This window comes from Escherichia sp. E14V7 (assembly GCF_004212225.1).
Taxonomy (GTDB): Bacteria; Pseudomonadota; Gammaproteobacteria; order Enterobacterales; family Enterobacteriaceae; genus Escherichia.
In genome coordinates this window covers 57273-78579 of record NZ_RHJJ01000010.1, presented here as the reverse complement: position 1 = coordinate 78579, position 21307 = coordinate 57273, and the positions used below count along the sequence as shown (strand labels likewise).

Here is a 21307-nt window from a genome sequence, read left to right as displayed (position 1 = left end):
GGTCAGGCTCCTTAATTGCTGTTAACCGAGGTGACCAGACTTGCCAGGTATCTTGAAGTAATACGCTGGCGCAGGGTCAGGTTTTCGAGAGGAGGCACCGGGGTGTAGTCGTAGTCGATATACAGTTTTCCGGCCTTGAGGGTTTCCGCATCATTGGCTTCTTCACTGAACCAGCATGTGCCATCCACGATATAACCGTTGCTTTTCAGTTCACGGAATTTGGCATTGATGCCGTCAACGATGTCGCGAATCAGCGTTGCGGTGATGGGCTTATCAATAGCCCACATGTGCGCCTCAGCCATCGTGTCAGCCAGTACCTGCGCGGTGCGTGTGTAGCTTTCAAAGAGGAACAGTGGGTCATCGGAGCAGGTACGGTTACCCCAGAAACGGAAACCGTCGCGGCGAACCAGCGTTGTGACGCCTGCCTCGTTCAGCAGGTCAGCATCAGTGCCGGACTTCTGCAAATCCCAGAATACAGATGCGCTGATGCCGGTAACACCGTTTACCCCGACGTTGGACAGCGTTTTATGCCAGCCCTGCTCCTGGTCGATTTTAGCGCGCAGACCCAGCGCACGGGCGGTGGCATACGCGGTGGCGGTGGTGCTGGTGACCGTATCCCATGCGAGGAAATCCGGCCAGATGACCATCAGCTCACGCTGGCTGAAATTCTGGCGGTAGGCTTTCACCTCGGAAATGGTTTTACAGCCCCATGCGCTGATATACCCGAATGCATTCAGTTCCTGGCATACCGATGCCAGTGCGACGGCAACCTCTTTGGTGTCCAGCCCCGGCACACCAAGAATGCGCGGTTTAACGCCGGTAACCGACTCAGCCCCCATCAGGGCTTTCAGTCCGGTGTACTGACCGTTTTCGTCAGTGGTGCCGATGATATTGGAAACGGTCTGCGCGAGTTTCGTTTCCTCGTCGTCGCCGGTGCCGTCTTCAACACGCACGACAACGGTGACTGGTTTTGACTGGTCAGCGATGGCCTGCAACGACGCCGCCAGCGTGCCTTTTTTACCAGCCTTTGCAATTGCGCTCTGCACATTGGTAATCAGCACCGGTTTATTGAGGGGGAAGGTTTCCGCATCCGCATCGCTGGCCGTGCAGACCATGCCGACAATGGCAGTGGATACGGTGGAAATGACGCGGGTGCCGTCGTTAATCTCCAGCACCTGCACGCCGTGATGATAGTCACTCATCCGTTTAACTCCGTGGTTAATGGGTGCAACTATTTTCTGTTGGGCAGTGCATGAGACGCTATTTGACCTGACTGGTCAGTGGATGAAACAACAGATAAAGAAAAGGCGGGCAATCAGCCCGCCGGCCTTGATTTGTACTCTCTCAGTTTCCAACTGACAAATTAAGTAACCAAAGCTCTGTCAAATCTGACAGTCTACTTTGAGCGAACTGCGGACATTGGTTTGCCGGAAGATCTCTCAAAGTGAATGGTCCGGTTAAGCAGGATATTTATACTCTCCATTAATATTGTTTTAAATTTGCGAGTATTCAGGATATTGGATAAACTGCATGCTACCTCAATGGACATCATGTCAAATATTACCACCACTGTAAGGTTTCTTTATGTCACAATCACATGCAGAAAATATCTATAAAACGTTAGAAATCGACTATTGCAAATTCAAGTCAAAGAACATAGTGATACAGTTAAAACAGAATTATAATGATAAAATACTTCGTTTCCTTTTTGCGATGTTTAAAAAAAACATCAATATACAACCCCACAATGTGAATTTACGGGAAAAAAGAAATTCATTCCTCACCGACTTAAAAGGAGCTACAAGTGTCCCTGATTTAATACAAAAAATAGATAACCTTAAAAAACTATGTATTTGTGCGGAAAAAATATTTGATGTTATTAAATCTAACTTATCAAGCTTACCCATCAGCAAAAAAACGCCGGAAATACAGTGTTGGGCTATAATAAGACGGGCGCAAGGTGAGATAGATTTTTTAAAAAACGAAACAAAGAAATATCTAGAGAGCATTAACCGGGAACCAAAATTGTTTGATATTTCTACCGCATACTTAAAAAACAAACAAGGTGAATCATACTCTCCTGATGTTGTAATATCCAAAACAGTCGATTATCTATCTCTTAGTTTGAAGATGATTGGCTTTAATTATAAGTTAAATAGTGGGGGTTTCATTGTAATTCCTGACATGGTAGATGTTAAGGAAGATGATATTAATGATGCTGGGGTAATATTTTACAATTCGATACTGTGGTCTTCTTTAGAGCGTTCTGTAGAAACATGCCTGCTATTTGATTATGAATTAAATGAATATACCTCTACAAACTTACCTAATGGATTAGAGAACGCTGGTCTTGAGACATTCTATGAATTTAATCTAACTAAAGAACAATTCATAAGATTGGATTACATGTCAAATGAAAGGCTGTATTCAAAGTTATCACAGAACTTCATGGAGGCGTTGTATAAACATAATGTCCATAAAACAGTAGATGAAAATTTAACTAGGCTTGCAGATATTAATAACGGTTATTCAATAACGACATCAGAGTTTCCGGCATATGTAGCACTACTCGAGACTCTATGTTTAACTGATGAGAGCATGTTAATTTTTGGTTTAACACTGCGTGAATGGGTTAGGTGTTACTCCGCGCTAGAAAGACTATCCAAAATATCGGAAAAAAGAGAAGTATTTACTTCATCGGAATTGAGCACATATTTACAATTAGTTGGTATACCTGGTAATAAATCAAAGCTATTTATTGATTTGGCTAGCTTTAACAATGAATCCCGTGACCTTTATGATTCTCCTCTTTTAAAAATGAAATCTGGAGATTATCTATTCTGTAGTATTGGCTATTTCAGCCCTGGAATAAGTAACATTATATTATCAAAGTTCTCATCACTAAAAGTAGATCTTTCCCAAAAAGGATTTGGTTTTGAAAAAGAGATCCACGAAATGCTCTCTGATTTAAAAATAAATCATCAGCATTTTAAGTTCAAAAGAGAGAATGAAGAATATGAGTATGATGCAATAATTGTATTAGATGATAAAGTATTTGTTCTGGAATGTAAAAATACAAATTTATCCGGTGGTTCTGTAACTAAAGCATTCAAGAAGAAAATGTTTTTAATTGACGCAGCTAATCAAGTTATCAGACTTGCTGATGGTCTAAAAAAACACCAGGATGTATTCAGCGATAAATTTGGCCTTGATATTAATAACTTTGAAATTATACCAGTAATTGTCAACAACCTTCCATTCTCACTTCCTGGGAAATACTATGGGGTGTATGTAACTGACTATTCGGCACTTAGCAAAATACTGCACAATAGTCATATAAGTGGAATTAAAGTAAGAAATGAATATGGTACGTTAACGTCCACAAATCACCCCATGCATAAATTATGGGAAAATAATACGCTTCAAGCCTCTGACTTAATTAAACAATTTGAAAAACCAATTCAATTAAATGAGTTTTTTGAAAGCACTGTTGTCAAAAAACACACTCTACAAATTAGTGATTCAGTTGCTTTTGGGATAGAAAGTCTTGAGAGCGATATTGAACAACTTGTGGATTATCGGAGAGAAAGAATGAATGTTTTACTTCAGTAAGTATTTAAGTTTACCATGAGGTTCTAATAGAGCCTCATGGTTTCAATCTATTATATTTCACAGTAACTAAAACGCTCTCCAAAATACTCCTGATCTGCTCCTTAGTTCATCAATACAGACTATACAGCTTTTAGCACTGAGCTGACTAGCTAACTAAGCTAAAAGTCCGCTTTAAGCGAGGAGCAGACATTTACTTAACTGGATGGAAAGAGACTTCATACTACAGCTCATACATCATGGTTGAGTCTGAAGTTTTCAGGAATGTGTAAACCTTACATCCTTTGAATAAACAGGATGGGAGGCGCCATACTGTTTAAGATTTTCATCATAAAGATTACAAATTTCTTATTCTTCTGAAGTAAGCATCTTCTCCTGATGGGGGTGATAGTTGTATGCATAATTAAAGAGGGTCAGATCTAGTTCAAACGTTTCTCGCATACCATCCATCGTTACGGACGTATTCAGTAATCCACGACGGGCCAGAGATTCTACACCCGGTTCAGGATCATCAAGCCTATTCATTTGTCCCCATGTCATAACAGAACCACCATGCGTCACAAAGTGCATTACTACTTCTTTTTCTCTTCCAGTCAAAGAATTATAAAGCATTGCCAGTCGTTTTTCTGCAACTGCCTCTCCCTTGAGGGTAATAATTCGCAGGTATAATCCTCCCGCAATAATCTTTACAACCGGAAAAACAATAATAAAAGAAAACAGCGTCAGTACATAATCGTGGAGAATAAGATAACAGGTAACTCCTGCGATTCCGGAGACAAATATGGCGATATTAATGCTGAAGTCTTTTTCCGAATAAACACGATCAAACATTTTTTCAAGAAATTCTGTCACGGTTTCGTTCCTTATTCTAAAGATGCTAGAGTGGGCAACATACCGAAATAGCGAGAAGGAATATCATTAATGCCCCATCAGAATCTGGCTTGAACTGGCTATTGAGTCGCTCTTCATTATAAATTTTAGCTGTCAATATTACCATAGTAAATAGCAGCATTCTCAGGAGTGGTGGCGAACGCAACAAAACTCTCCCCAACAACCAGGTTATAAAGATGCTTTTATATTTCTAACGTCCGCCCTTGGCACAGAGCGGACAGTCAGATTAGGTTTTACTCTGTGCCATAGATGAGTAATCTCACACCAGAGCTAATACGATTTATTGCGGCATTTCTGGCCATTCTATATCCGGGGCATTTTCCGGCTGAACGCGATTCAGTAGCACACGGTATTTTTTCCAGTGTGTCAGGCTTAACTTTTCTTCCTCGGTAGCCATATCTAAATCGACAGCATCCTGCAGCATGCCAATAATTTCACCGGCATATACAATCTGCTCTTTCTTCTGAGACTCCGCCGCTCTGACAAGTGCATCACGCTCTGCATTCTCATCATTCACCCACGCATTTCCGTTCCATTTCTGATAATCCCCCTCCGGGGAAATAGCTGTCACATCTGGAGGTAATACGCCAAGTTCAGAAATATAAATGGCTGCTCCTGTTTTCGTTTCGTAGACGGTCTTTCCGCGATGGTCTTCCATCAGTTCCCATTTCATTTCATCTGCATTGAAAACGGCTGCATAACCAGCAGGAATATCAGGTGGTGCAATATCTGTACTGTTTGCAGGCAGACCTGTATGCGGCGGAATATATGCATCACTTTCGCCAATAAACTCATTGGTTCCATCAAGTAAATTGAAAACGAGGATAGTTTGTGCTTCTGCACTCATTCTGAAAGCCATTATGCAAGCCTCACAATATAGTTAAATGCGATGTTTTTGACGGTGTTTTCTGTATTACCTGTAGCATTAACGGTAATAGAGTGCCCGTGTGAGCCAATAGCAACCGTGTGTGAATGTGCACCAATACCAACCGTATGATTATGTGCGCCAATATCTACCGTGTGGGCATGATTCCCGGCAGCTCCTGATGTGCCATTAAACGATGGGTTGTCAAAGCCTGTTTTACCGGTTTCACCATTAGTATTGGCATTCCCTCTGTAAATGGTATGTGTATGGTTACCTGTGGTATTAGTGGTTTTTGTTCCGTAGTTAAACGTACTGACTGTCTTCGTGCCGTAATCAAATGAACTGGTCGTTTTCGTCCCTAAATCCGTATTTGACGCACTGGCGCTGTGAGTATGCGATTTAATCCCGTCCTGTTCCTGTGACAATACGGCACGCCCACTGGCGGGTTTGCCCTTGATTGTCCAGCCGCGCATATCTGGAATAACACCAGAAGGATAGGCTATAGCCAGTTTCGGATATGCTGCCTTATCAAACGTCTGCCCCTGCATAATTGCATAGCCCGCAGGTGGTGTATCTGATGGCCACGGCAGCGGAACACCTGGCGGAAACGCTTCAATATTTGCCGAGCCGTCAAATTTTACGCCGTTAATTGTCCTTGCCGTTTTCAGCTTTGTTGCTGTAGCAGCATTGCCGGACAGCTCACCTGAAAGGCCACCGCTGAATGTCTGTTTTGCCTCCCATGTCTGGGCTTCGTCGATAATTGGTAGCCGACGAATATTGAAGCTACGCTCCCCAGGATTGCCATATAAACGGACTGTAAAAAAACGATAGTTGGTTTTGTTTGAAGTGCTGCGCCATACCTGCATTGAACGGGCGACACCTCCGCCTTCACTGGGGCCAACAGTGATATTTATCAGGTTAGTATCAATGACGCCCCATTCCATCCCATCGGGAATATTGGTCATATCTGAAAGCCTGACAGTTATCATGCTGCCCGGTATAAAGTCGTAGGTCTGCCAGTCCAGACTGGATAACCTGTCTGTAACACCGCCGATACCCAGATTCACGGGAAGTGAATACGAGGTGTAGACTTCCCGCCATTCGCTCCACGAGCTGCCGGTAAAAACGCGCTCAAACGTGCGACCTTTAAGGGTTGTACCTGTTCCGGCAGTTGTATAACGCTGCCATACGTTAACACCATCAAAGCGCCTCAACACTTCCAGAATACCGAGGACTGTCACGCCGTTTCCGTCCAGTATTGGACCGTTGGTCGCTTTACCTGTAACGCTGTAAATACCTGGTGAAGTCACATCATTCAAATCCCCGTCGTAATAACGACTCTCTGACTGATGACCGACTCTTAACCACGGTTCCCACTGCGGATTTGATGCATCCCAGCTTGCCGCAAGGCAGCGGACGTACATATTTCCACGGCGAGTGGTATAACGTTGCGTTCTTCCATAATTCCCGCCTTCGAGGATCTCAAGCGTCCCCTGAGCAAAGCCGCCTTCCTCTGGATAATTGCGTTCATATGAAGCTATAGCCGAGCTACTGTTACGCCATAAACCAAGATGCTCGGCGGCTCCAAGCGTATTCAGGTCTATAGTCGTACTCAAAGGGCGGGTCGCTGATTGAGTGTGACGCCATACGCCCCACGGACCATCAGTGCCATTCCACTTATTGGCGAGTTTACGCATGTATACATTGCCGTCTCTTGTGGTAAAGCGTTGCGTACCTGCAAAATTTCCGGCAGCAAAAACCTCAAGCACACCGACAGCATTATCTTCCGGGAAATTTTTCTCCAGTGTTGCGTTGGTGGATGTTGCTTTAGACCAGATACCTGAATAAGCCTTAACAGGACCAAACGTATTCAGATCAGCATCAACCGGCATTTCGCCATTGTTTTTCATAAACGTCAGGCTGGTAACGCCAACATTGTCCAGAAAAGCTGATTTATCCTGGATATCTGCACCATTCTGATTTTTCGCCAGACGTGAATTTGCGTTGTCATTTGCTGCCTTGACCGCTTTTGGCGTTGCCGCCAATGACTCACTGGTGCTGTTTGTTGCACTGCTTAACTGAGTAAAACCTTTTTCTGTCAGCGTGGCGTCAGGATGGCGGCGGGACTGCTCATGTTCTGCGATTTTGTCATCGACGTAATCCTGCGTCGCCATCACTGTGCTGGCATCAATACTCAGCTCAACAGACGCCACGTTACTGACAATAATGACCATGCGGCAGGTCTGCGCACGCCCGGAGCCTTCAGCCAGTTCAGGCTTATAGCTTTCTGCCATGTTAGCGACCGCAATCAGTGTTCCGGCATCGTCATACAGACCAAGCTCACGCATCCAGAAGCCGCCCACTTCGGGCGGTACAACCAGTTCAGCCACGATATAGTTTTTATTCTTGTTATCCACGCTGACTTTATTCAGAGCGTGACGCCAGACCTCATGCACCAGTTTCGTCTGACCGGCATCCGGCACCGGCAATTTGCCATTACCGTCACCCACGGCCATTGCAGACAGGGTTACTTTTTTCCCGCCGGGGACAGTGGCGGCTGCCAGCTTTGCGGCTCCGGCAGTAGTGATAACGGTTTTAAATTTCGTGCTCATTGTTTCTCACTTATCCGGGATAAACAGTAATAACATCACCATCACAGACCACACCGCCTGTATACAGACAGCCGGGAATGTCCTGGATAATGTTCAGGCCGATAAGGTGGCGACTTGCGGGTTTGGCATCGGCAATCAGCCGTTCCATTTCCAGATACATTTCCTCTGTGATACCGCTTTCCAGCACACCGATATCAAGGCGAAAGGTTCCGGCCGGGTCGTTTGTCTCCCACCATTCCTTTATGTTAATGAGATAGCCGAGCGGCTCCACCACGCGTCGGATTGCGCCGACAGTGCCTTTATGACAGTGGATGAAATAGGCATCGCGGATAACGGCGCGTTTTGTTGCTTCCGGCCACTTTTCATCCCAGCGGTCAACCGAAAACGCCCACGCCAGCCACGGCAGCAGATTTGCCGGGCAGGTGTCCGGGTTCCACAGCTCACGAATACTGACCGGCGTTTTTTCAATTTCCGCACAGGCTTTTGCGGCGGCGACTTCAAGCGGTGATGAGCCGGTCGGCAGCAGTCGCGAATCACTCATCCGAGCCTCCGGTCACGACGCGGTATTCGGTGCAGAAAGACGCCTGCGTACTGTTGAGCACAATGTCGGCCAGTGGTGCGGCCAGCTCGACACGCTGCACGCCTTCTACATGCAAAGCGGCATAAATGGCAGACAGACGGATGTCACGCCCCAGCCGGTGCTGTGCCGTGATGTACGCTTCCAGTTTTTTCACGGCAGCAGCGCGGATGGGTTCGCTTTCGGGACCAGGGTAAAGGTAAAGCGTGGCGTTTATCTGGTATTCAACAATGGCGGCAGACTGCACGGTCACGCGGTCGGCCACCGGCCTGACGTCCTCACCATTAAGGGCGTTGCGCACCACCGCCAGCAGGTCTTCGGATGCCACACCGTTATTTTCACGTGACAGCACAGAGATGGTGACACAGGCAGGAGACGGACTGGTGACAGAGATATCCGCGACACGCCCGTCGGCACTGCGACCATGATACTGATAGGCTCCCACCGACCCGGCGACGCTTAAACCTTCAAACGCCTGCTGAATACGCAGACGATAATCGGTGTCAGACTCCATCACTGCCGGTGTCGGCGGGATGGTCGAATCATCTGCCGGGGTGATAGTCAGGCGCGTGGTGTTGTAATTGGCACCAATCACATCAAGGTCATTACCGGCGGCACAGGCCAGCATCACCGCCCGCGCAGCCTCATCCACACGCTGACGCCAGATAAGCTCACGATAAGCATTTTCCTCCAGCAGTTTGACGAGAGGCTCAGATTCCAGCGTCAGGGTACGGGCGACCGCCTCCTGCTGGTCTTCCGGGTAAAGAGAAATCAGTGTCGCCTTGCGTTCGGCAAGAATGGTTTCAAAGTCCAGCTCCTCGACCACATCCGGTGCAGGTAGCTGGTTCAGGTCGATAATCGGCATGGTTTCAACTCACAGGGATGGTTAACGAAAGTGGCTGGCCGGTGTCGTTGTGCTGGCCGGTTAACGTGACCGTCATTCGCCCGTCAAAACTGCGCTCAGTGGTGACGGATGACAGGGTGACGCGGGGTTCCCATTTCAGCACCGCCATGTAACAGGCGACCTTAATCTGCAACTCAAGCGCCGGGGTCTGCGGCTGGTCAATCATTGACGCCAGCAACGAGCCGTAATCACGACGCATCACCCGTGAGCCGACCGGTGTGCGCAGGATATCGCCGATACTCTGGCTGATATGCTCAAGGTCAGTGACAGTCAGGCCATCATTGCGATTCATTCCAAGATAACGCGCTGTCATAGAGGACTCCCGGTTGTGCCGCCGCTGTCGCCGGGGTGTTTATGGGTATGCAGTACCTTACCGTTTGATGAGAGTTCACCGCCGGTATGTTTAATGTTGCCGCGCATCGTCCCCCCCTTCTGCACTTCCAGCGTGCCGGTGATCAGCTTGTTTGTGCAGACCACCTCCGGCGTGTCCAGAGTGACACGGGTTGATGCTTTCACCGTGACCACCGGCACCGTGGCAGTAACAGAATCAGAAGCCGTCACGCTGGCCGTTTTAATTCCGCTTACCGTAAGTGCACTGGTTTCGGGTTCATACTCAATCACCGCCCCGTCAGGGAAACGGATATGCAGGGCATCCGCCGACGCAGACGGCGCGGGGTTATCGCCGGAATAAATCCCCGGCAGAACGAACGCCGTGTCGAGTTCACCGCCCACGGCCAGAATCAGCACCTGTTCCCCCACGGAAGGTGCCCACCATGTGCGCGAACGTCCGGCACGATGGGTCAGCCACTGAAGCCAGTCGGTGCACATGCCGCCGGTCTGCACACGGCAGCGACCGGCGTTAAGGTCGGTTTCGACGATAATGCCGGTGCGGATCATGTTGCGCAGTGCGCGCGCGAGTTCCTGAATATTTGCGAGAGTGTTCATAACGGGAAGGATGCCGCCGGGTCATACCGGCGGCAATGTGACGATGAGGTGTCGGGAATGGCACAACTAACGGTCGAGGTGAGACAGGATAATCTCTTCAATCATCTGCACATCCTCACCGGTAAAGCCGAGCAGAGGACGCGCCGGATAATCAATTTTCTTACCGTCTTTCCGGTTTTCTTCCGACAGACCGAACTGATGCACGCTGGCGATTTTCGGTGACTTCCCGCCGTAAAATTCCATTGATGCCTGTTCCGGGCTGGCGCGGATATGCAAAAAACGGCTGGTGATAAGTTTCGCAAACATTTTTCGCTTAACACGACCGGTCTTTTTTCTGGCGCTCTGCTGCTGGCGTGGCGCGTAGGGTGTGCCGTCCGGGGCTTTCTGTGCCATCACCCGACGCTGCTGACTCTGCCGCAGACGTTTCGCCAGTTCGGCACTCAGTCGCCGACGCCCTGACGGTGACAGCGATTCAATCAGTCCGGCCAGCCGGTCTTCAAAACGCTTAAACTCATTCATCCCACTTGCTCACCAGTTCGCCATTGATATACAGCTCCATCGGGCGGGTGACCGGCTCCGGCGGCGGGGGTTCCGGGATATTCTTCACATGCAGTGCGCCGTCCACCTCACTGACCAGCGTGCGCTCGGTCAGCATCAGGCTGATGCTGATATCAAAGCTGCTGTCATTGTTGATGTCTGCATAAAACGTGAAGCCCTTTTTCTGGCCTGCGTCGGTGGTCATGATGTCGGGCTGATTTTCCCGCAGCCACGCCAGCACCGGCACGATGAGCAGGTCAAAATCACCGGTAAAGTCGGTCACAATGACATTGAGCGTGTAACGCTTTTCGAATGACAACGACGCCGCCAGTGTGGAGGCAATACTCCCGTTATCCACGAATATCCGCAGCATATCGGGGTTAGTTTTCAGCACCGTGACGGCATCAGTCAGCGCCCTGCGCAGGCTGTCGGGTTTGAGCATCGTTTTCGTCCTGACAGTGTTTAATCATTTTTACCTGGCTGGCACAGCGTGCCAGCGCGTTCTCAAGCTGCCGGATATCGGCACTTAAATCGCCGTTCGTCTCCGGGTCACTGCCCGGCATCGGGCAAAGACTCACTTTCGGGCAGGCGTTGTGGACAATCACTGGCGTCAGTGCAGGCCGGGCGCTGGTGCAACCGGCGCACAGCATCAGGCAGGTCAGCACCGTACCAGCGGCGAAAATCTTCGTTTTCATTGAGTAACCTCGTGATGGTTTTCTCGCGCTGTGCTTCACGCTTCGCGGCGTTCTCCAGTTCCTGACGCAGTGCCACCTGCGCCAGCTCGTTTTTGTCTGCCCTGGTGAGTGCAACATGAAGCTGGTTTTTCATCACGGTGATAGTCGTCTGCTGCCCGCTGGCGACGTTGTTCGCCCTGTCCAGCGAGGCGCGCAGGCTGGCATTTTTGTGTTTCACCAGAAACAGACCGGCCACCGCCAGCGATAACAACACAACCAGCACAATCATCAGCCTTGACATAGTTCCCGCCCCTCAAGACGCTGACGGCAGGCCGTGCGTATCAGCCGGAAAAACAGCGACGCCACAAGATAAATCAGCGCGGTAAAAATCCACCCGGCAGCGACCAGCGAGATAAACGTCGCCACCATCACCACCAGAGCCGCCGCCCGTCTGCGCCACGGCACCGGCTGCAAAAACAGCGACGTGACAATCTTCACGGCCAGCGATTCCGGCGGCAGCTCCCGCCCGTAGCGTTCCAGCACATACTCAGTGGCATACACGCCGACACCACCGGCAACCACACAGATAACCGTCGCCAGAATCGCCCAGGTGGCGACAAAATTGACGGCCACGCTCTGCGGGTAAATCAGGGACAGTGCCAGCATCAGCGCCAGCGACACGTTCAGCATCAGTGAAAGGGATAATTTCTTCATGGTGTTTACTCCGTTTACGCCGGTACGCCGCCAGCGGTACGCCAGACGGTGACCAGTTTTTCCAGTGAATGCTCACGCTGACCGTAACCGGCACCCGGCAGGGACGCCCAGATATTGCGACAGCGTGAAATGGCGCGCTCAATGCGTCCCGCCCGGATGTCATCCAGTGCACCGCGTTCGCGGATCAACTGAATGGCAAGTCTGTCCTGTGACAACGGACTGAAATCCGGCAGGGCAAGCTGTTTGCGGTAATGCGGCCAGAACAGGTAAAGCTGCTGATAGCGACCGGAGGCCGTGGATTTTTCACCGCGACGGTTAAACACCTTCGCCGGTCGGCCATGCGCGAACGGGTGGTCACTGTAGTCGGTGAAAATTTCCGGCTTTCCGTCCAGTCCGGTGACTATCACGTCATAGCCCCGGTTTTTCGTCAGCGGATGGTTCGCCGTCCCTTCGGACACTGCCAGCATGTCGAGAAAGGCGGCGATATTCTGATGCGTGTTAATTACCGGCATTACGGTTTCCCCCTGCCCTTAAAGCGGCGCTGAATGGCAATCTCAATCACCTGATAACCGGCGATACCCAGCATGGAGCCGATGCCGCACACCGCAGGCAGTGACAGGTCAGGAAACTGCACCAGAACAACACCGGCAACCATCGAGACAAAACCACCGAGCAACATGCGCCCGATAAACAGACGCGGGGTGATGGGTTCACCACCGGCAAGCACCTTGCCGACAACAATCAGCACCCCAATCATGAAAAGCGACAGGACGCTTTTTTCTTCTGCTGTCATGCGTTACTCCCACAGATTGACAGTTTCAGCCACGGGCGCGGTCTGAACGTCGGGCAGTTCGACGGCGGTGCCGTGTGGCAGCACCGCACCCAGTTCAGCCAGTCCCGGATTTGCGGCGAGCACGGTCTCAACCACGCCCTCAGTGCGCCCGTAATACCGGACACAAATGGCGTCGAGCGTGTCGCCCTGTAGCGCAAAGGTCTTCATCAGATTTGACTCACGATGCAGCGCGGCTTGTCCTGGATGCGCGCCACTGCCCAGCGCATATCCCGCCACAGCTCATCAATGGTGCTGTCAATGCTGTCGGCCTTCTTGTCGCCTTTCGCACTGGCATCCACACCGCGATAACGCTCATAAAGCGACGCGGTCGCCATCGCACACACGGCGCGCTCGTAGTAAAAAACTTTGATGCTTTCACCGTCGATGTCGTCCGCCGGAACGTCAGCCAGACGCCTAAAACCAGCGGCAATTTTCTGTTCGCGGTACTCGTACAGCTCCGCATTCGTTTCCGCCATGCCTGACTTGATGGCCTCACGCAGACGGGCGGGGGCGACGGTCTGCTCAAGGCGCATACGTTCCCGGACGCGCTTCGGGTCGATATCGGGAAAAAAGAACGTGTTTTTAATCACCGGCTCGTCGCCTGCCGGTTGCGGGATGACCACCGTACCCTCACCGGACACGGGAGCCTCCTTTCGCGGAATAATCAGCGTCATCATGACTACCTCTGAAAAGTCGGGCGGTGGACGCCGGTGCAGTGTCAGGTGATTCACCCTCACTGACCGGCGTGCCGCCCTGGCGCGGGGCGCATTCGGTTGTTAACTGGCTTTCTTTTTCGGACGTCCACGTTTTGCCGGTGTCACGCTCCGGGTCTTACGCGGGGTACGGATGGCCGCTTTTGGCTGCGGCTCCGGCTTCGGTTTCAGCTCCCGCTCCAGTCGTTCAATCTCTTTTTTGACGCCTGCCTGACAGTCGAGCTGTGTCGCACGTTGCAGGTGCGCCAGCGCACCTGCGGCATCACCAGCGTCACGCAGAAACAGACCGGTGATTTTGTGCAGCTTTGCGCGCACTTCATCAGGCATGTCAGCAGCGGCGGTCAGTTCAAGGGTGTCCGTCAGCAGGCGGGTATCCACAGACTCACCGGCAGCGTGGGCGCGCATGGCCGCGAGCGCCACCTCCTCGGTGAACATGTACGGCGGGGTGCGGCGGTGTTTACCCGGCATGGTCAGACCGTACTTCAGGGCATAACGGGCAATCTCCAGCGCACCGGCAATATCGCCGGTATCCAGACGCCACAGCATGACCGTCATCAGAATGTCATCCTGTGCACCTTTGCCCTGCTCCAGCACGCCGTTCACCCACGGCAACCAGAACGGCAGCAGTTCGCGTTTTTTTGCGGCCTTCAGCTCTTTTGAATAAATCGCTTTCAGTGTGCGCTGGTCTGCGGCCAGCTTGACCAGCATCTGCTCATAGACAGTTGCATGTCGCAGCGGGGCGGCTTCCCGCTGCGCGGTCATCGCTGCCGAGACCCGCATCATGTGGCGCTGTGCGGGACTCGTCATCGGTTACGCTCCCGGCTCTGCGGTCGCCTTAGCCGGTGTGGAGAAATCACCGACCTTAATTTTTTCCACCAGACAACCGGCGGCGTAGTCTTCCACCACGTAATCAATGTTCATTGACTCGTAGTTCTCCACGCGGTCGAGTTTCGGGTTTTCCTCAATCACGCGGCGATGGCTGTCATCCATGTAGTAGATGGACAGGTTTTCCAGCTTCGTGATGAGCATCGCATCCGCCGGGAAGTACGGGACGCGTACCGCTGGCAGGTTACCGATGCGTTTCTGGCTGATGATGACGTCAGCGGCCAGCATTTCGCTGTTGTCCTGCTCCTTGTTAACGATGGGGAAATACTTGTCCGCCAGTAGCTGACGCCCCACAATCACCACAAGGTCAGGGTCTTCCTGATACCACTGCTCAATCAGGTTGTTGGTCGCATCCATCACCAGTGCGTCGAGGCTGGCATAATCACCGCCCTTACCCACGCGGATGACCTCAGAGGTGGTGCGACCTTCCTCGTCAGTGACCTTGCTCATCACGCGCGCCGGGGCTTCATTGCGGTATTTCTGCAGCCAGCCGACCGCCACATCCTGCAGCATCGGATTGCTGCTGCGGTCAGAGGTTTCGGCACGCTTCACGCCGTTAAAACCGGCCATGATCAAATCAAGGGACTGGCGTTTGATAATGGCGTTACGGATACGGAGCTGGAAATCCTGATAACGCGCCCACAGGTCCAGCGTTTTGTAGCGGATATAAAAATCGAAGTTAATCTGGTCGCATTCGTACTTGTTTGACGCCAGCTTCGAGAAGTCCTTCGGCTGACGTTCGGTACCACCGGCGGTGTCGGTGGTGCTGGCGATGGAGCCGGTGACACCGATACCAATTTTTTCCCCTTTCATTTCGCTGACCGGCACAATGTTGATGCGGGTCAGAAAGTCAGAGGACTCCTGCATGGTGTTCATCAGGGTCTGGGTGACCGACGGTTCAACGGTGAATTTTTTCGACACATCACCGGCGTCGATGCCGTTCAGTTCGGCAACACGGGACAGGTAGGCATTAAATTTAAAGCGGGTTTCCTGGCGCATAGTTTTTCCTGAAATTAAGGGTTAATCGTGAAGGTTTTCCCGGACTGACTGACGCCGGTCAGCAGTTCGTCATCAGGGCGTCACCGCCACCACCGGTGGCCTTGCTGCGGCGCTGCTGGGTCAGACTTTCGGTGTGGTCGAGACTGTTTTTCAGGCGGGTGAATGCCTGGCTGGTTTCATCCGCCCTGTCAGTCACCTCCTGCTTAAGTGCAGAAAAGGCGGTTTCCATCTCAGCGAGGCGCTGCTCAGTGGCGCTCAGTTTTTCCTGCACATGTTCAGCAACAGCGGTCACCGCTTCATGCACGTCATTCAGACGGGCGTCATCGCTGGCCTGTTTGCGGCCAAAAATGGATTTCACCTTTTCGGTCAGGGCGGTGAACACGGTTTCAGGCAGGTCTTCAAATTCCAGCTCAACGGGCGTTGCCACTGAAATCAGATTTTCAGGGCTTAATTTGAAGCGGTTCAGGGGGTTGTGTTTTGCCGTGCGGCAGAATTCCAGGTATTCCGTGCCGAGGCTTGCCGGGTCATCGGTGACGGCCAGCCCCACCAGATAACATTTGCCGGTGTTGGCAAAGTTCGGCTGAATTTCCATTGAGGTGTAGACCTTCTGCGCGGCCTTGTTCATCGCGATAAGGTCATCGGTCGGGGTGATTTTCGCAAACAGCGCCCATTTGCCTTTCAGCGCCGAATCGTCATCAATCTTTTCGGCCTTCAGTTCGGCCACATCGCCATAACGTTTAAAAATACCGTCAGGCAGGATGCCGCGCAGATGTTCCAGGTTAATGCGGCAACCATAGACACGCGGGTCAAAGGTTTCCGCCATTTCCTGAATATCCTGCGCACTGATGACACGCCCGTCACAGGTGTCACCCTCAACGCCGATACGAAAGAATTTTGAGACTTTTTTTGCCATTGTCAGGAGTCCTGAATAGTGATTAGAGGAGTCACATGTCGGCATCAGTTTCCCGACGATGCGCATCCTCCGCCATCAGTCCCGGATGGCTTATCACTGACACAACAGCACCTTAGCGAATCGCGGGGCGCGACTCAGTAGCCTTGCCGTGTATTCATCACGGCGAGGTATTCATGACCATCACCACAGACACCACTCTTTTACACGACCCGCGTCGTCAGGCGGCGCTGCTGTACTGGCAGGGATTTTCCGTGCCGCAGATTGCCGCCATGTTGCAGATGAAACGCCCGACAGTGCAGAGCTGGAAACAGCGCGACGGCTGGGACAACGTTGCCCCCATCAGCCGTGTCGAAATGAGCCTGGAAGCGCGGCTGACCCAGCTCATCATCAAACCGCAGAAAACCGGCGGTGACTTCAAGGAAATTGACCTGCTGGGACGCCAGATTGAACGACTGGCACGGGTAAACCGTTACAGTCAGACCGGCAACGAGGCAGACCTTAATCCGAACGTCGCTAACCGCAACAAAGGCGGACGGCGCAAACCGAAAAAGAATTTTTTCAGTGACGAGGCCATCGAAAAGCTGGAGCAGATTTTCTTTGAGCAGTCTTTCGACTATCAGTTGCACTGGTATCGCGCCGGGCTTGAGCACCGCATCCGCGATATCCTGAAATCCCGCCAGATTGGCGCGACATTTTATTTTTCCCGCGAGGCGCTGCTGCGCGCCCTGAAAACCGGTCATAACCAGATTTTTCTGTCGGCCAGTAAAACGCAGGCGTATGTGTTCCGCGAATACATCATCGCCTTTGCCCGGCTGGTTGACGTTGACCTGACCGGTGACCCGATTGTCCTGGGCAATAACGGCGCAAAACTGATTTTTCTCGGCACCAACTCCAACACCGCACAAAGCCATAACGGCGACCTGTACGTCGACGAGATTTTCTGGATCCCGAATTTTCAGGTACTGCGTAAGGTGGCATCAGGTATGGCCTCACAGAGTCACCTGCGCTCGACCTATTTCTCCACCCCGTCCACGCTGGCGCACGACGCCTACCCGTTCTGGTCCGGTGAACTGTTTAACCGGGGACGCGCCAGCGCCGCTGAACGCGTGGAAATCGACGTCAGTCATAACGCCCTTGCCGGTGGGCTTCTCTGTGCGGACGGCCAGTGGCGGCAGATTGTCACCATTGAGGACGCGCTGAAAGGCGGCTGCACGCTGTTCGACATTGAGCAGCTCAAACGCGAAAACAGCGCCGACGATTTTAAAAACCTGTTCATGTGTGAATTTGTTGACGACAAGGCGTCGGTGTTCCCGTTCGAGGAGCTGCAACGCTGCATGGTCGACACGCTGGAAGAATGGGAAGACTATGCGCCGTTTGCCGCAAATCCGTTCGGCTCCCGCCCGGTATGGATTGGTTACGACCCGTCACACCGTGGCGACAGTGCCGGATGCGTGGTACTGGCACCGCCGGTGGTGGCCGGTGGCAAATTCAGAATACTTGAGCGTCACCAGTGGAAAGGCATGGACTTTGCCACTCAGGCGGAATCCATCCGCAAACTCACCGAAAAATACAACGTCGAATACATCGGTATTGATGCCACCGGCCTCGGTGTCGGCGTGTTCCAGCTCGTGCGCTCGTTCTATCCCGCCGCGCGCGACATCCGCTACACGCCGGAAATGAAAACCGCAATGGTGCTCAAGGCAAAAGACGTTATCCGACGTGGCTGTCTGGAATATGACGTCAGCGCCACCGACATCACCAGCTCGTTTATGGCTATCCGTAAGACCATGACCAGCAGCGGACGCAGCGCCACCTATGAGGCCAGTCGCAGCGAGGAAGCCAGCCACGCCGACCTCGCCTGGGCGACCATGCACGCCCTGTTAAATGAGCCACTCACCGCCGGTATCAACACCCCGCTGACATCCACCATTCTGGAGTTTTACTGATGAGCAAGAAAAAAGGGAAAACACCGCAACCTGCGGCAAAAACAATGACCGCCAGCGCCCCGAAAATGGAGGCATTCACCTTTGGCGAGCCGGTGCCGGTACTCGACCGCCGTGACATTCTGGATTATGTCGAGTGCATCAGTAACGGCAGATGGTATGAGCCACCGGTCAGCTTTACCGGTCTGGCAAAAAGCCTGCGTGCTGCCGTGCATCACAGCTCACCGATTTACGTCAAACGTAATATTCTGGCTTCAACGTTTATCCCGCATCCGTGGCTTTCCCAGCAGGATTTCAGCCGCTTTGTGCTGGATTTTCTGGTGTTCGGTAATGCGTTTCTGGAAAAGCGTTACAGCACCACCGGTAAGGTCATCAGACTGGAAACCTCACCGGCAAAATATACCCGCCGTGGCGTGGAGGAGGATGTTTACTGGTGGGTGCCATCCTTCAACGAGCCGACACCTTTCACGCCCGGCTCCGTGTTTCACCTGCTGGAGCCGGATATTAATCAGGAGCTGTACGGCCTGCCGGAATATCTGAGCGCCCTTAACTCTGCCTGGCTGAATGAGTCGGCCACGCTGTTCCGCCGCAAGTATTACGAAAACGGTGCACATGCCGGATATATCATGTATATCACCGACGCATTGCAGGATCGCGATTACATTGACTCACTTCGCGAAAACATGGCCAAGTCGAAAGGACGCAATAACTTTAATAATCTGTTTCTCTATGCACCACAGGGAAAGCCAGACGGCATCAAAATTATCCCGCTCAGTGAAGTGGCGACAAAGGACGATTTTTTTAATATCAAAAAATCCAGCGCCGCTGACCTGCTGGACGCGCACCGCATCCCCTTTCAGTTGATGGGCGGCAAGCCGGAGAACGTCGGGTCGCTGGGTGATATTGAGAAAGTGGCAAAGGTCTTTGTCCGCAATGAGCTTATCCCGTTACAGGACAGGATTCGGGAAATAAACGGCTGGCTCGGTCAGGAGGTCATCCGCTTTAAAAACTACTCACTGGACACTGACAACGGCTGAACATCGCCGCCTGCGGGCGGCTTTTTTACACCCCGCCATCACGCCCTCACACGCTCACCACCGCACAAAACAGCCCGCAGACACACCAACGCCCCGGCGCACACTCTAAACGCCATCACGACGCGCTCAGACGCTGAAAAAATAAAATCAGCACCACCGCCAGCGCGCAGTGCTTTCCCCGCCTCGCCCGCCCGCTTCGTGGGGCAATTTGAATGCAAATGCATTAGCATTCAAAAGCTATCCCCCAAGCAGCCTGTAAGAGTTTTACCTCTACTTGTTTTGCATGCAAATTAATGCAATAGCATATACACCTACAGCATCTGACTACTTTGTAAAAAGAGGCCTATATTTTTCAAACAAGGAGGTTTCGGATGTATTAACATCAGTGGCAGGCTGCATCTCAGCATGTTGCTTTTGTAAACGCTTAAATCTATCAATTGAATCTTTAATTAACCAAGACATTGACACCATTTCTAAAGGAGTGCGAAGCATCATTTGCCATGACACACCCCAAATCAATGAGCTACCAAATTCTTTAAATATCATCGAATAGTCTTCACCATCGACAAAAACAAGCTCAAACCCTTCATTCAAAGCTATTTGTTTAAAACAATCCAAATCAAGAACACAGAGAATAGTTAACTCCCCATTTATAAAGTCACACAAATCACGCGCATCATTTATAAGATTAACAAATGGAGTTAAAGGAACCCACAATTGATTATTTTTATATTCATTCAAAAATATAGGTGCAATTTTCCTCCCTCTAAGATCCAACTGTGATAATGCTATTTCCAGATCACAGCCACGATTAGATACCACATAAAATCCATCTTCTAGCCTTACCCATGAAATTCCTTTTTTCCTGCATACATTCAGATGCTCATTAAATTCTTTTTTATATGTAACTTCTGAAAAACACAGTTCTTTCCTTAACACTAATGGCATCCCTCTAAAATCTTCAGCTTTATCTTCTGCTAAAAATTCAGCTAGTCTATTAAGGTTATTTTTTTGACGTTCAACACGATCATTTTTATTTTGACTTGATTTCACCTCCACCAGTACTGGTGCACCTTCACCAAGTAAACAAACATCACCATGCCTCATACTCATTGTAATATCATTGAGTAACGTAGGAACACCAGCCTTGCAGGCCTTCTTCACCAATCCCCATTCTTCTTTTAAGCCATCCTTCCCTCCCATATAGCCCGCTGACTCCTTGGGACTGTAATCCACAACATTATAAAAAAAATGCTTAATATCAAACTTATCCAAATACAAAAAAGCAACACTATCACCAAACATTTTGAAGATATATATTTTAAATTTCACATCATCAATAACCTGCTCAACACTCTTAATATTTTCCTTAATAAGTTTAGATTGTTCTTTTTTTAAACCACCTTTTCTTTTTGTTGCCTTTAGTTCCCCTAAGAAAGACTTTAATCCTTTGATCATCCTTTCACTTCTAATTATATTCCTTATTATTTTGAACTGAAACGACAACAACAAATCTGTATTTTTTAGGTTTCCCTCTAATTTTACCAGGTCTTTTTTCAAATCAAACACTACCGAGTCATGCAATTTTCGACTCAATTCAGTCTTAAACTTCATAGTTCCCTCAATAAAAGCAACTTACAGTCAAGGTAATTACTCC

Annotated in this window: 25 protein-coding genes; 3 read left to right on the top strand and 22 right to left on the bottom strand. The window is 50.6% G+C overall.

Annotation, left to right across the window (positions count from 1 at the left end):
- Nucleotides 1-11: 11 nt before the first annotated feature.
- On the bottom strand, nt 12-1202 hold the full coding sequence (locus D9741_RS11515; RefSeq protein WP_021534010.1) for a phage tail sheath protein: 1191 nt from the start codon (nt 1200-1202) through the stop codon (nt 12-14).
- Between the two features lie 382 nt (nt 1203-1584).
- Between D9741_RS11515 and D9741_RS11510 the strand changes: the two genes are divergently transcribed.
- The gene (locus tag D9741_RS11510; RefSeq protein ID WP_130215733.1) at nt 1585-3612 is read left to right on the top strand and encodes an NERD domain-containing protein; all 2028 of its coding nucleotides are present in this window, start codon (nt 1585-1587) and stop codon (nt 3610-3612) included.
- A 345-nt stretch (nt 3613-3957) separates the two neighbouring features.
- On the opposite strand, the gene D9741_RS11505 is transcribed toward D9741_RS11510, so the two are convergent.
- From D9741_RS11505 to D9741_RS11415, 19 genes are all read right to left on the bottom strand, one after another.
- Nucleotides 3958-4461, bottom strand: a complete 504-nt coding sequence (locus tag D9741_RS11505; protein WP_077899478.1) for a hypothetical protein — start codon at nt 4459-4461, stop codon at nt 3958-3960.
- 319 nt (nt 4462-4780) lie between these two features.
- On the bottom strand, nt 4781-5359 hold the full coding sequence (locus D9741_RS11500) for a tail fiber assembly protein (protein WP_130215731.1): 579 nt from the start codon (nt 5357-5359) through the stop codon (nt 4781-4783).
- The gene (locus D9741_RS11495; protein WP_130215729.1) at nt 5359-7977 is read right to left on the bottom strand and encodes a phage tail protein; all 2619 of its coding nucleotides are present in this window, start codon (nt 7975-7977) and stop codon (nt 5359-5361) included. Before D9741_RS11495 ends, D9741_RS11500 begins: the two co-directional genes overlap by 1 nt.
- 10 nt (nt 7978-7987) lie before the next feature.
- Nucleotides 7988-8518 (bottom strand): phage tail protein I, encoded by a 531-nt coding sequence (locus tag D9741_RS11490; RefSeq protein WP_130215727.1) that lies wholly within the window; start codon nt 8516-8518, stop codon nt 7988-7990.
- Nucleotides 8511-9419 carry a baseplate assembly protein gene (locus tag D9741_RS11485; RefSeq protein WP_130215725.1) on the bottom strand — a complete coding sequence of 303 codons (909 nt, stop codon included), beginning with the start codon at nt 9417-9419 and terminating at the stop codon, nt 8511-8513. The genes D9741_RS11490 and D9741_RS11485 overlap by 8 nt, the downstream gene beginning before the upstream one ends.
- A gap of 4 nt (nt 9420-9423) precedes the next feature.
- Entirely contained in the window at nt 9424-9771 is a 348-nt protein-coding gene (locus D9741_RS11480; protein WP_024247207.1) for a GPW/gp25 family protein, read from the bottom strand.
- Nucleotides 9768-10403, bottom strand: a complete 636-nt coding sequence (locus tag D9741_RS11475; protein ID WP_130215723.1) for a phage baseplate assembly protein V — start codon at nt 10401-10403, stop codon at nt 9768-9770. The genes D9741_RS11480 and D9741_RS11475 overlap by 4 nt, the downstream gene beginning before the upstream one ends.
- Before the next feature lie 66 nt (nt 10404-10469).
- A complete protein-coding gene (locus tag D9741_RS11470; RefSeq protein WP_130215721.1) occupies nt 10470-10922 on the bottom strand; it encodes a phage virion morphogenesis protein in 453 nt (150 codons plus the stop codon).
- Complete coding sequence (locus D9741_RS11465) at nt 10915-11382, bottom strand: phage tail protein (protein WP_000917141.1); 468 nt, start codon at nt 11380-11382, stop codon at nt 10915-10917. The genes D9741_RS11470 and D9741_RS11465 overlap by 8 nt, the downstream gene beginning before the upstream one ends.
- On the bottom strand, nt 11345-11590 hold the full coding sequence (gene lysC, locus D9741_RS23585; RefSeq protein ID WP_230988398.1) for an Rz1-like lysis system protein LysC: 246 nt from the start codon (nt 11588-11590) through the stop codon (nt 11345-11347). Before lysC ends, D9741_RS11465 begins: the two co-directional genes overlap by 38 nt.
- Nucleotides 11490-11915, bottom strand: coding sequence for an Rz-like lysis system protein LysB (gene lysB, locus D9741_RS11455; protein WP_130215719.1), 426 nt, complete (start codon nt 11913-11915; stop codon nt 11490-11492). The genes lysC and lysB overlap by 101 nt, the downstream gene beginning before the upstream one ends.
- Complete coding sequence (locus D9741_RS11450) at nt 11903-12328, bottom strand: DNZ54_00345 family protein (RefSeq protein WP_130215717.1); 426 nt, start codon at nt 12326-12328, stop codon at nt 11903-11905. The genes lysB and D9741_RS11450 overlap by 13 nt, the downstream gene beginning before the upstream one ends.
- Before the next feature lie 14 nt (nt 12329-12342).
- Nucleotides 12343-12840 carry a glycoside hydrolase family 104 protein gene (locus D9741_RS11445; RefSeq protein ID WP_001144101.1) on the bottom strand — a complete coding sequence of 166 codons (498 nt, stop codon included), beginning with the start codon at nt 12838-12840 and terminating at the stop codon, nt 12343-12345.
- Nucleotides 12840-13121: a phage holin family protein gene (locus D9741_RS11440; protein WP_000123123.1), complete on the bottom strand. Its 282-nt coding sequence runs from the start codon at nt 13119-13121 to the stop codon at nt 12840-12842. The genes D9741_RS11445 and D9741_RS11440 overlap by 1 nt, the downstream gene beginning before the upstream one ends.
- A gap of 3 nt (nt 13122-13124) precedes the next feature.
- A complete protein-coding gene (locus D9741_RS11435; RefSeq protein ID WP_000846409.1) occupies nt 13125-13328 on the bottom strand; it encodes a tail protein X in 204 nt (67 codons plus the stop codon).
- Nucleotides 13328-13837, bottom strand: a complete 510-nt coding sequence (locus tag D9741_RS11430) for a head completion/stabilization protein (protein ID WP_130215715.1) — start codon at nt 13835-13837, stop codon at nt 13328-13330. The genes D9741_RS11435 and D9741_RS11430 overlap by 1 nt, the downstream gene beginning before the upstream one ends.
- Before the next feature lie 99 nt (nt 13838-13936).
- A complete protein-coding gene (locus tag D9741_RS11425) occupies nt 13937-14680 on the bottom strand; it encodes a terminase endonuclease subunit (protein WP_130215713.1) in 744 nt (247 codons plus the stop codon).
- Between the two features lie 3 nt (nt 14681-14683).
- Nucleotides 14684-15757 (bottom strand): phage major capsid protein, P2 family, encoded by a 1074-nt coding sequence (locus D9741_RS11420; RefSeq protein ID WP_130215711.1) that lies wholly within the window; start codon nt 15755-15757, stop codon nt 14684-14686.
- A gap of 58 nt (nt 15758-15815) precedes the next feature.
- Nucleotides 15816-16670, bottom strand: a complete 855-nt coding sequence (locus D9741_RS11415; protein WP_001085953.1) for a GPO family capsid scaffolding protein — start codon at nt 16668-16670, stop codon at nt 15816-15818.
- 173 nt (nt 16671-16843) lie between these two features.
- Between D9741_RS11415 and D9741_RS11410 the strand changes: the two genes are divergently transcribed.
- Nucleotides 16844-18616, top strand: a complete 1773-nt coding sequence (locus tag D9741_RS11410) for a terminase ATPase subunit family protein (RefSeq protein WP_130215709.1) — start codon at nt 16844-16846, stop codon at nt 18614-18616.
- Complete coding sequence (locus tag D9741_RS11405; protein WP_099587846.1) at nt 18616-19650, top strand: phage portal protein; 1035 nt, start codon at nt 18616-18618, stop codon at nt 19648-19650. Before D9741_RS11410 ends, D9741_RS11405 begins: the two co-directional genes overlap by 1 nt.
- Nucleotides 19651-19688: 38 nt before the next feature.
- On the opposite strand, the gene D9741_RS23485 is transcribed toward D9741_RS11405, so the two are convergent.
- Together D9741_RS23485 and D9741_RS11395 are read right to left on the bottom strand one after the other, a co-directional pair.
- Entirely contained in the window at nt 19689-19874 is a 186-nt protein-coding gene (locus D9741_RS23485; protein ID WP_130216131.1) for a hypothetical protein, read from the bottom strand.
- Between the two features lie 100 nt (nt 19875-19974).
- The gene (locus D9741_RS11395; protein ID WP_130215707.1) at nt 19975-21264 is read right to left on the bottom strand and encodes a hypothetical protein; all 1290 of its coding nucleotides are present in this window, start codon (nt 21262-21264) and stop codon (nt 19975-19977) included.
- Nucleotides 21265-21307 lie beyond the last annotated feature (43 nt).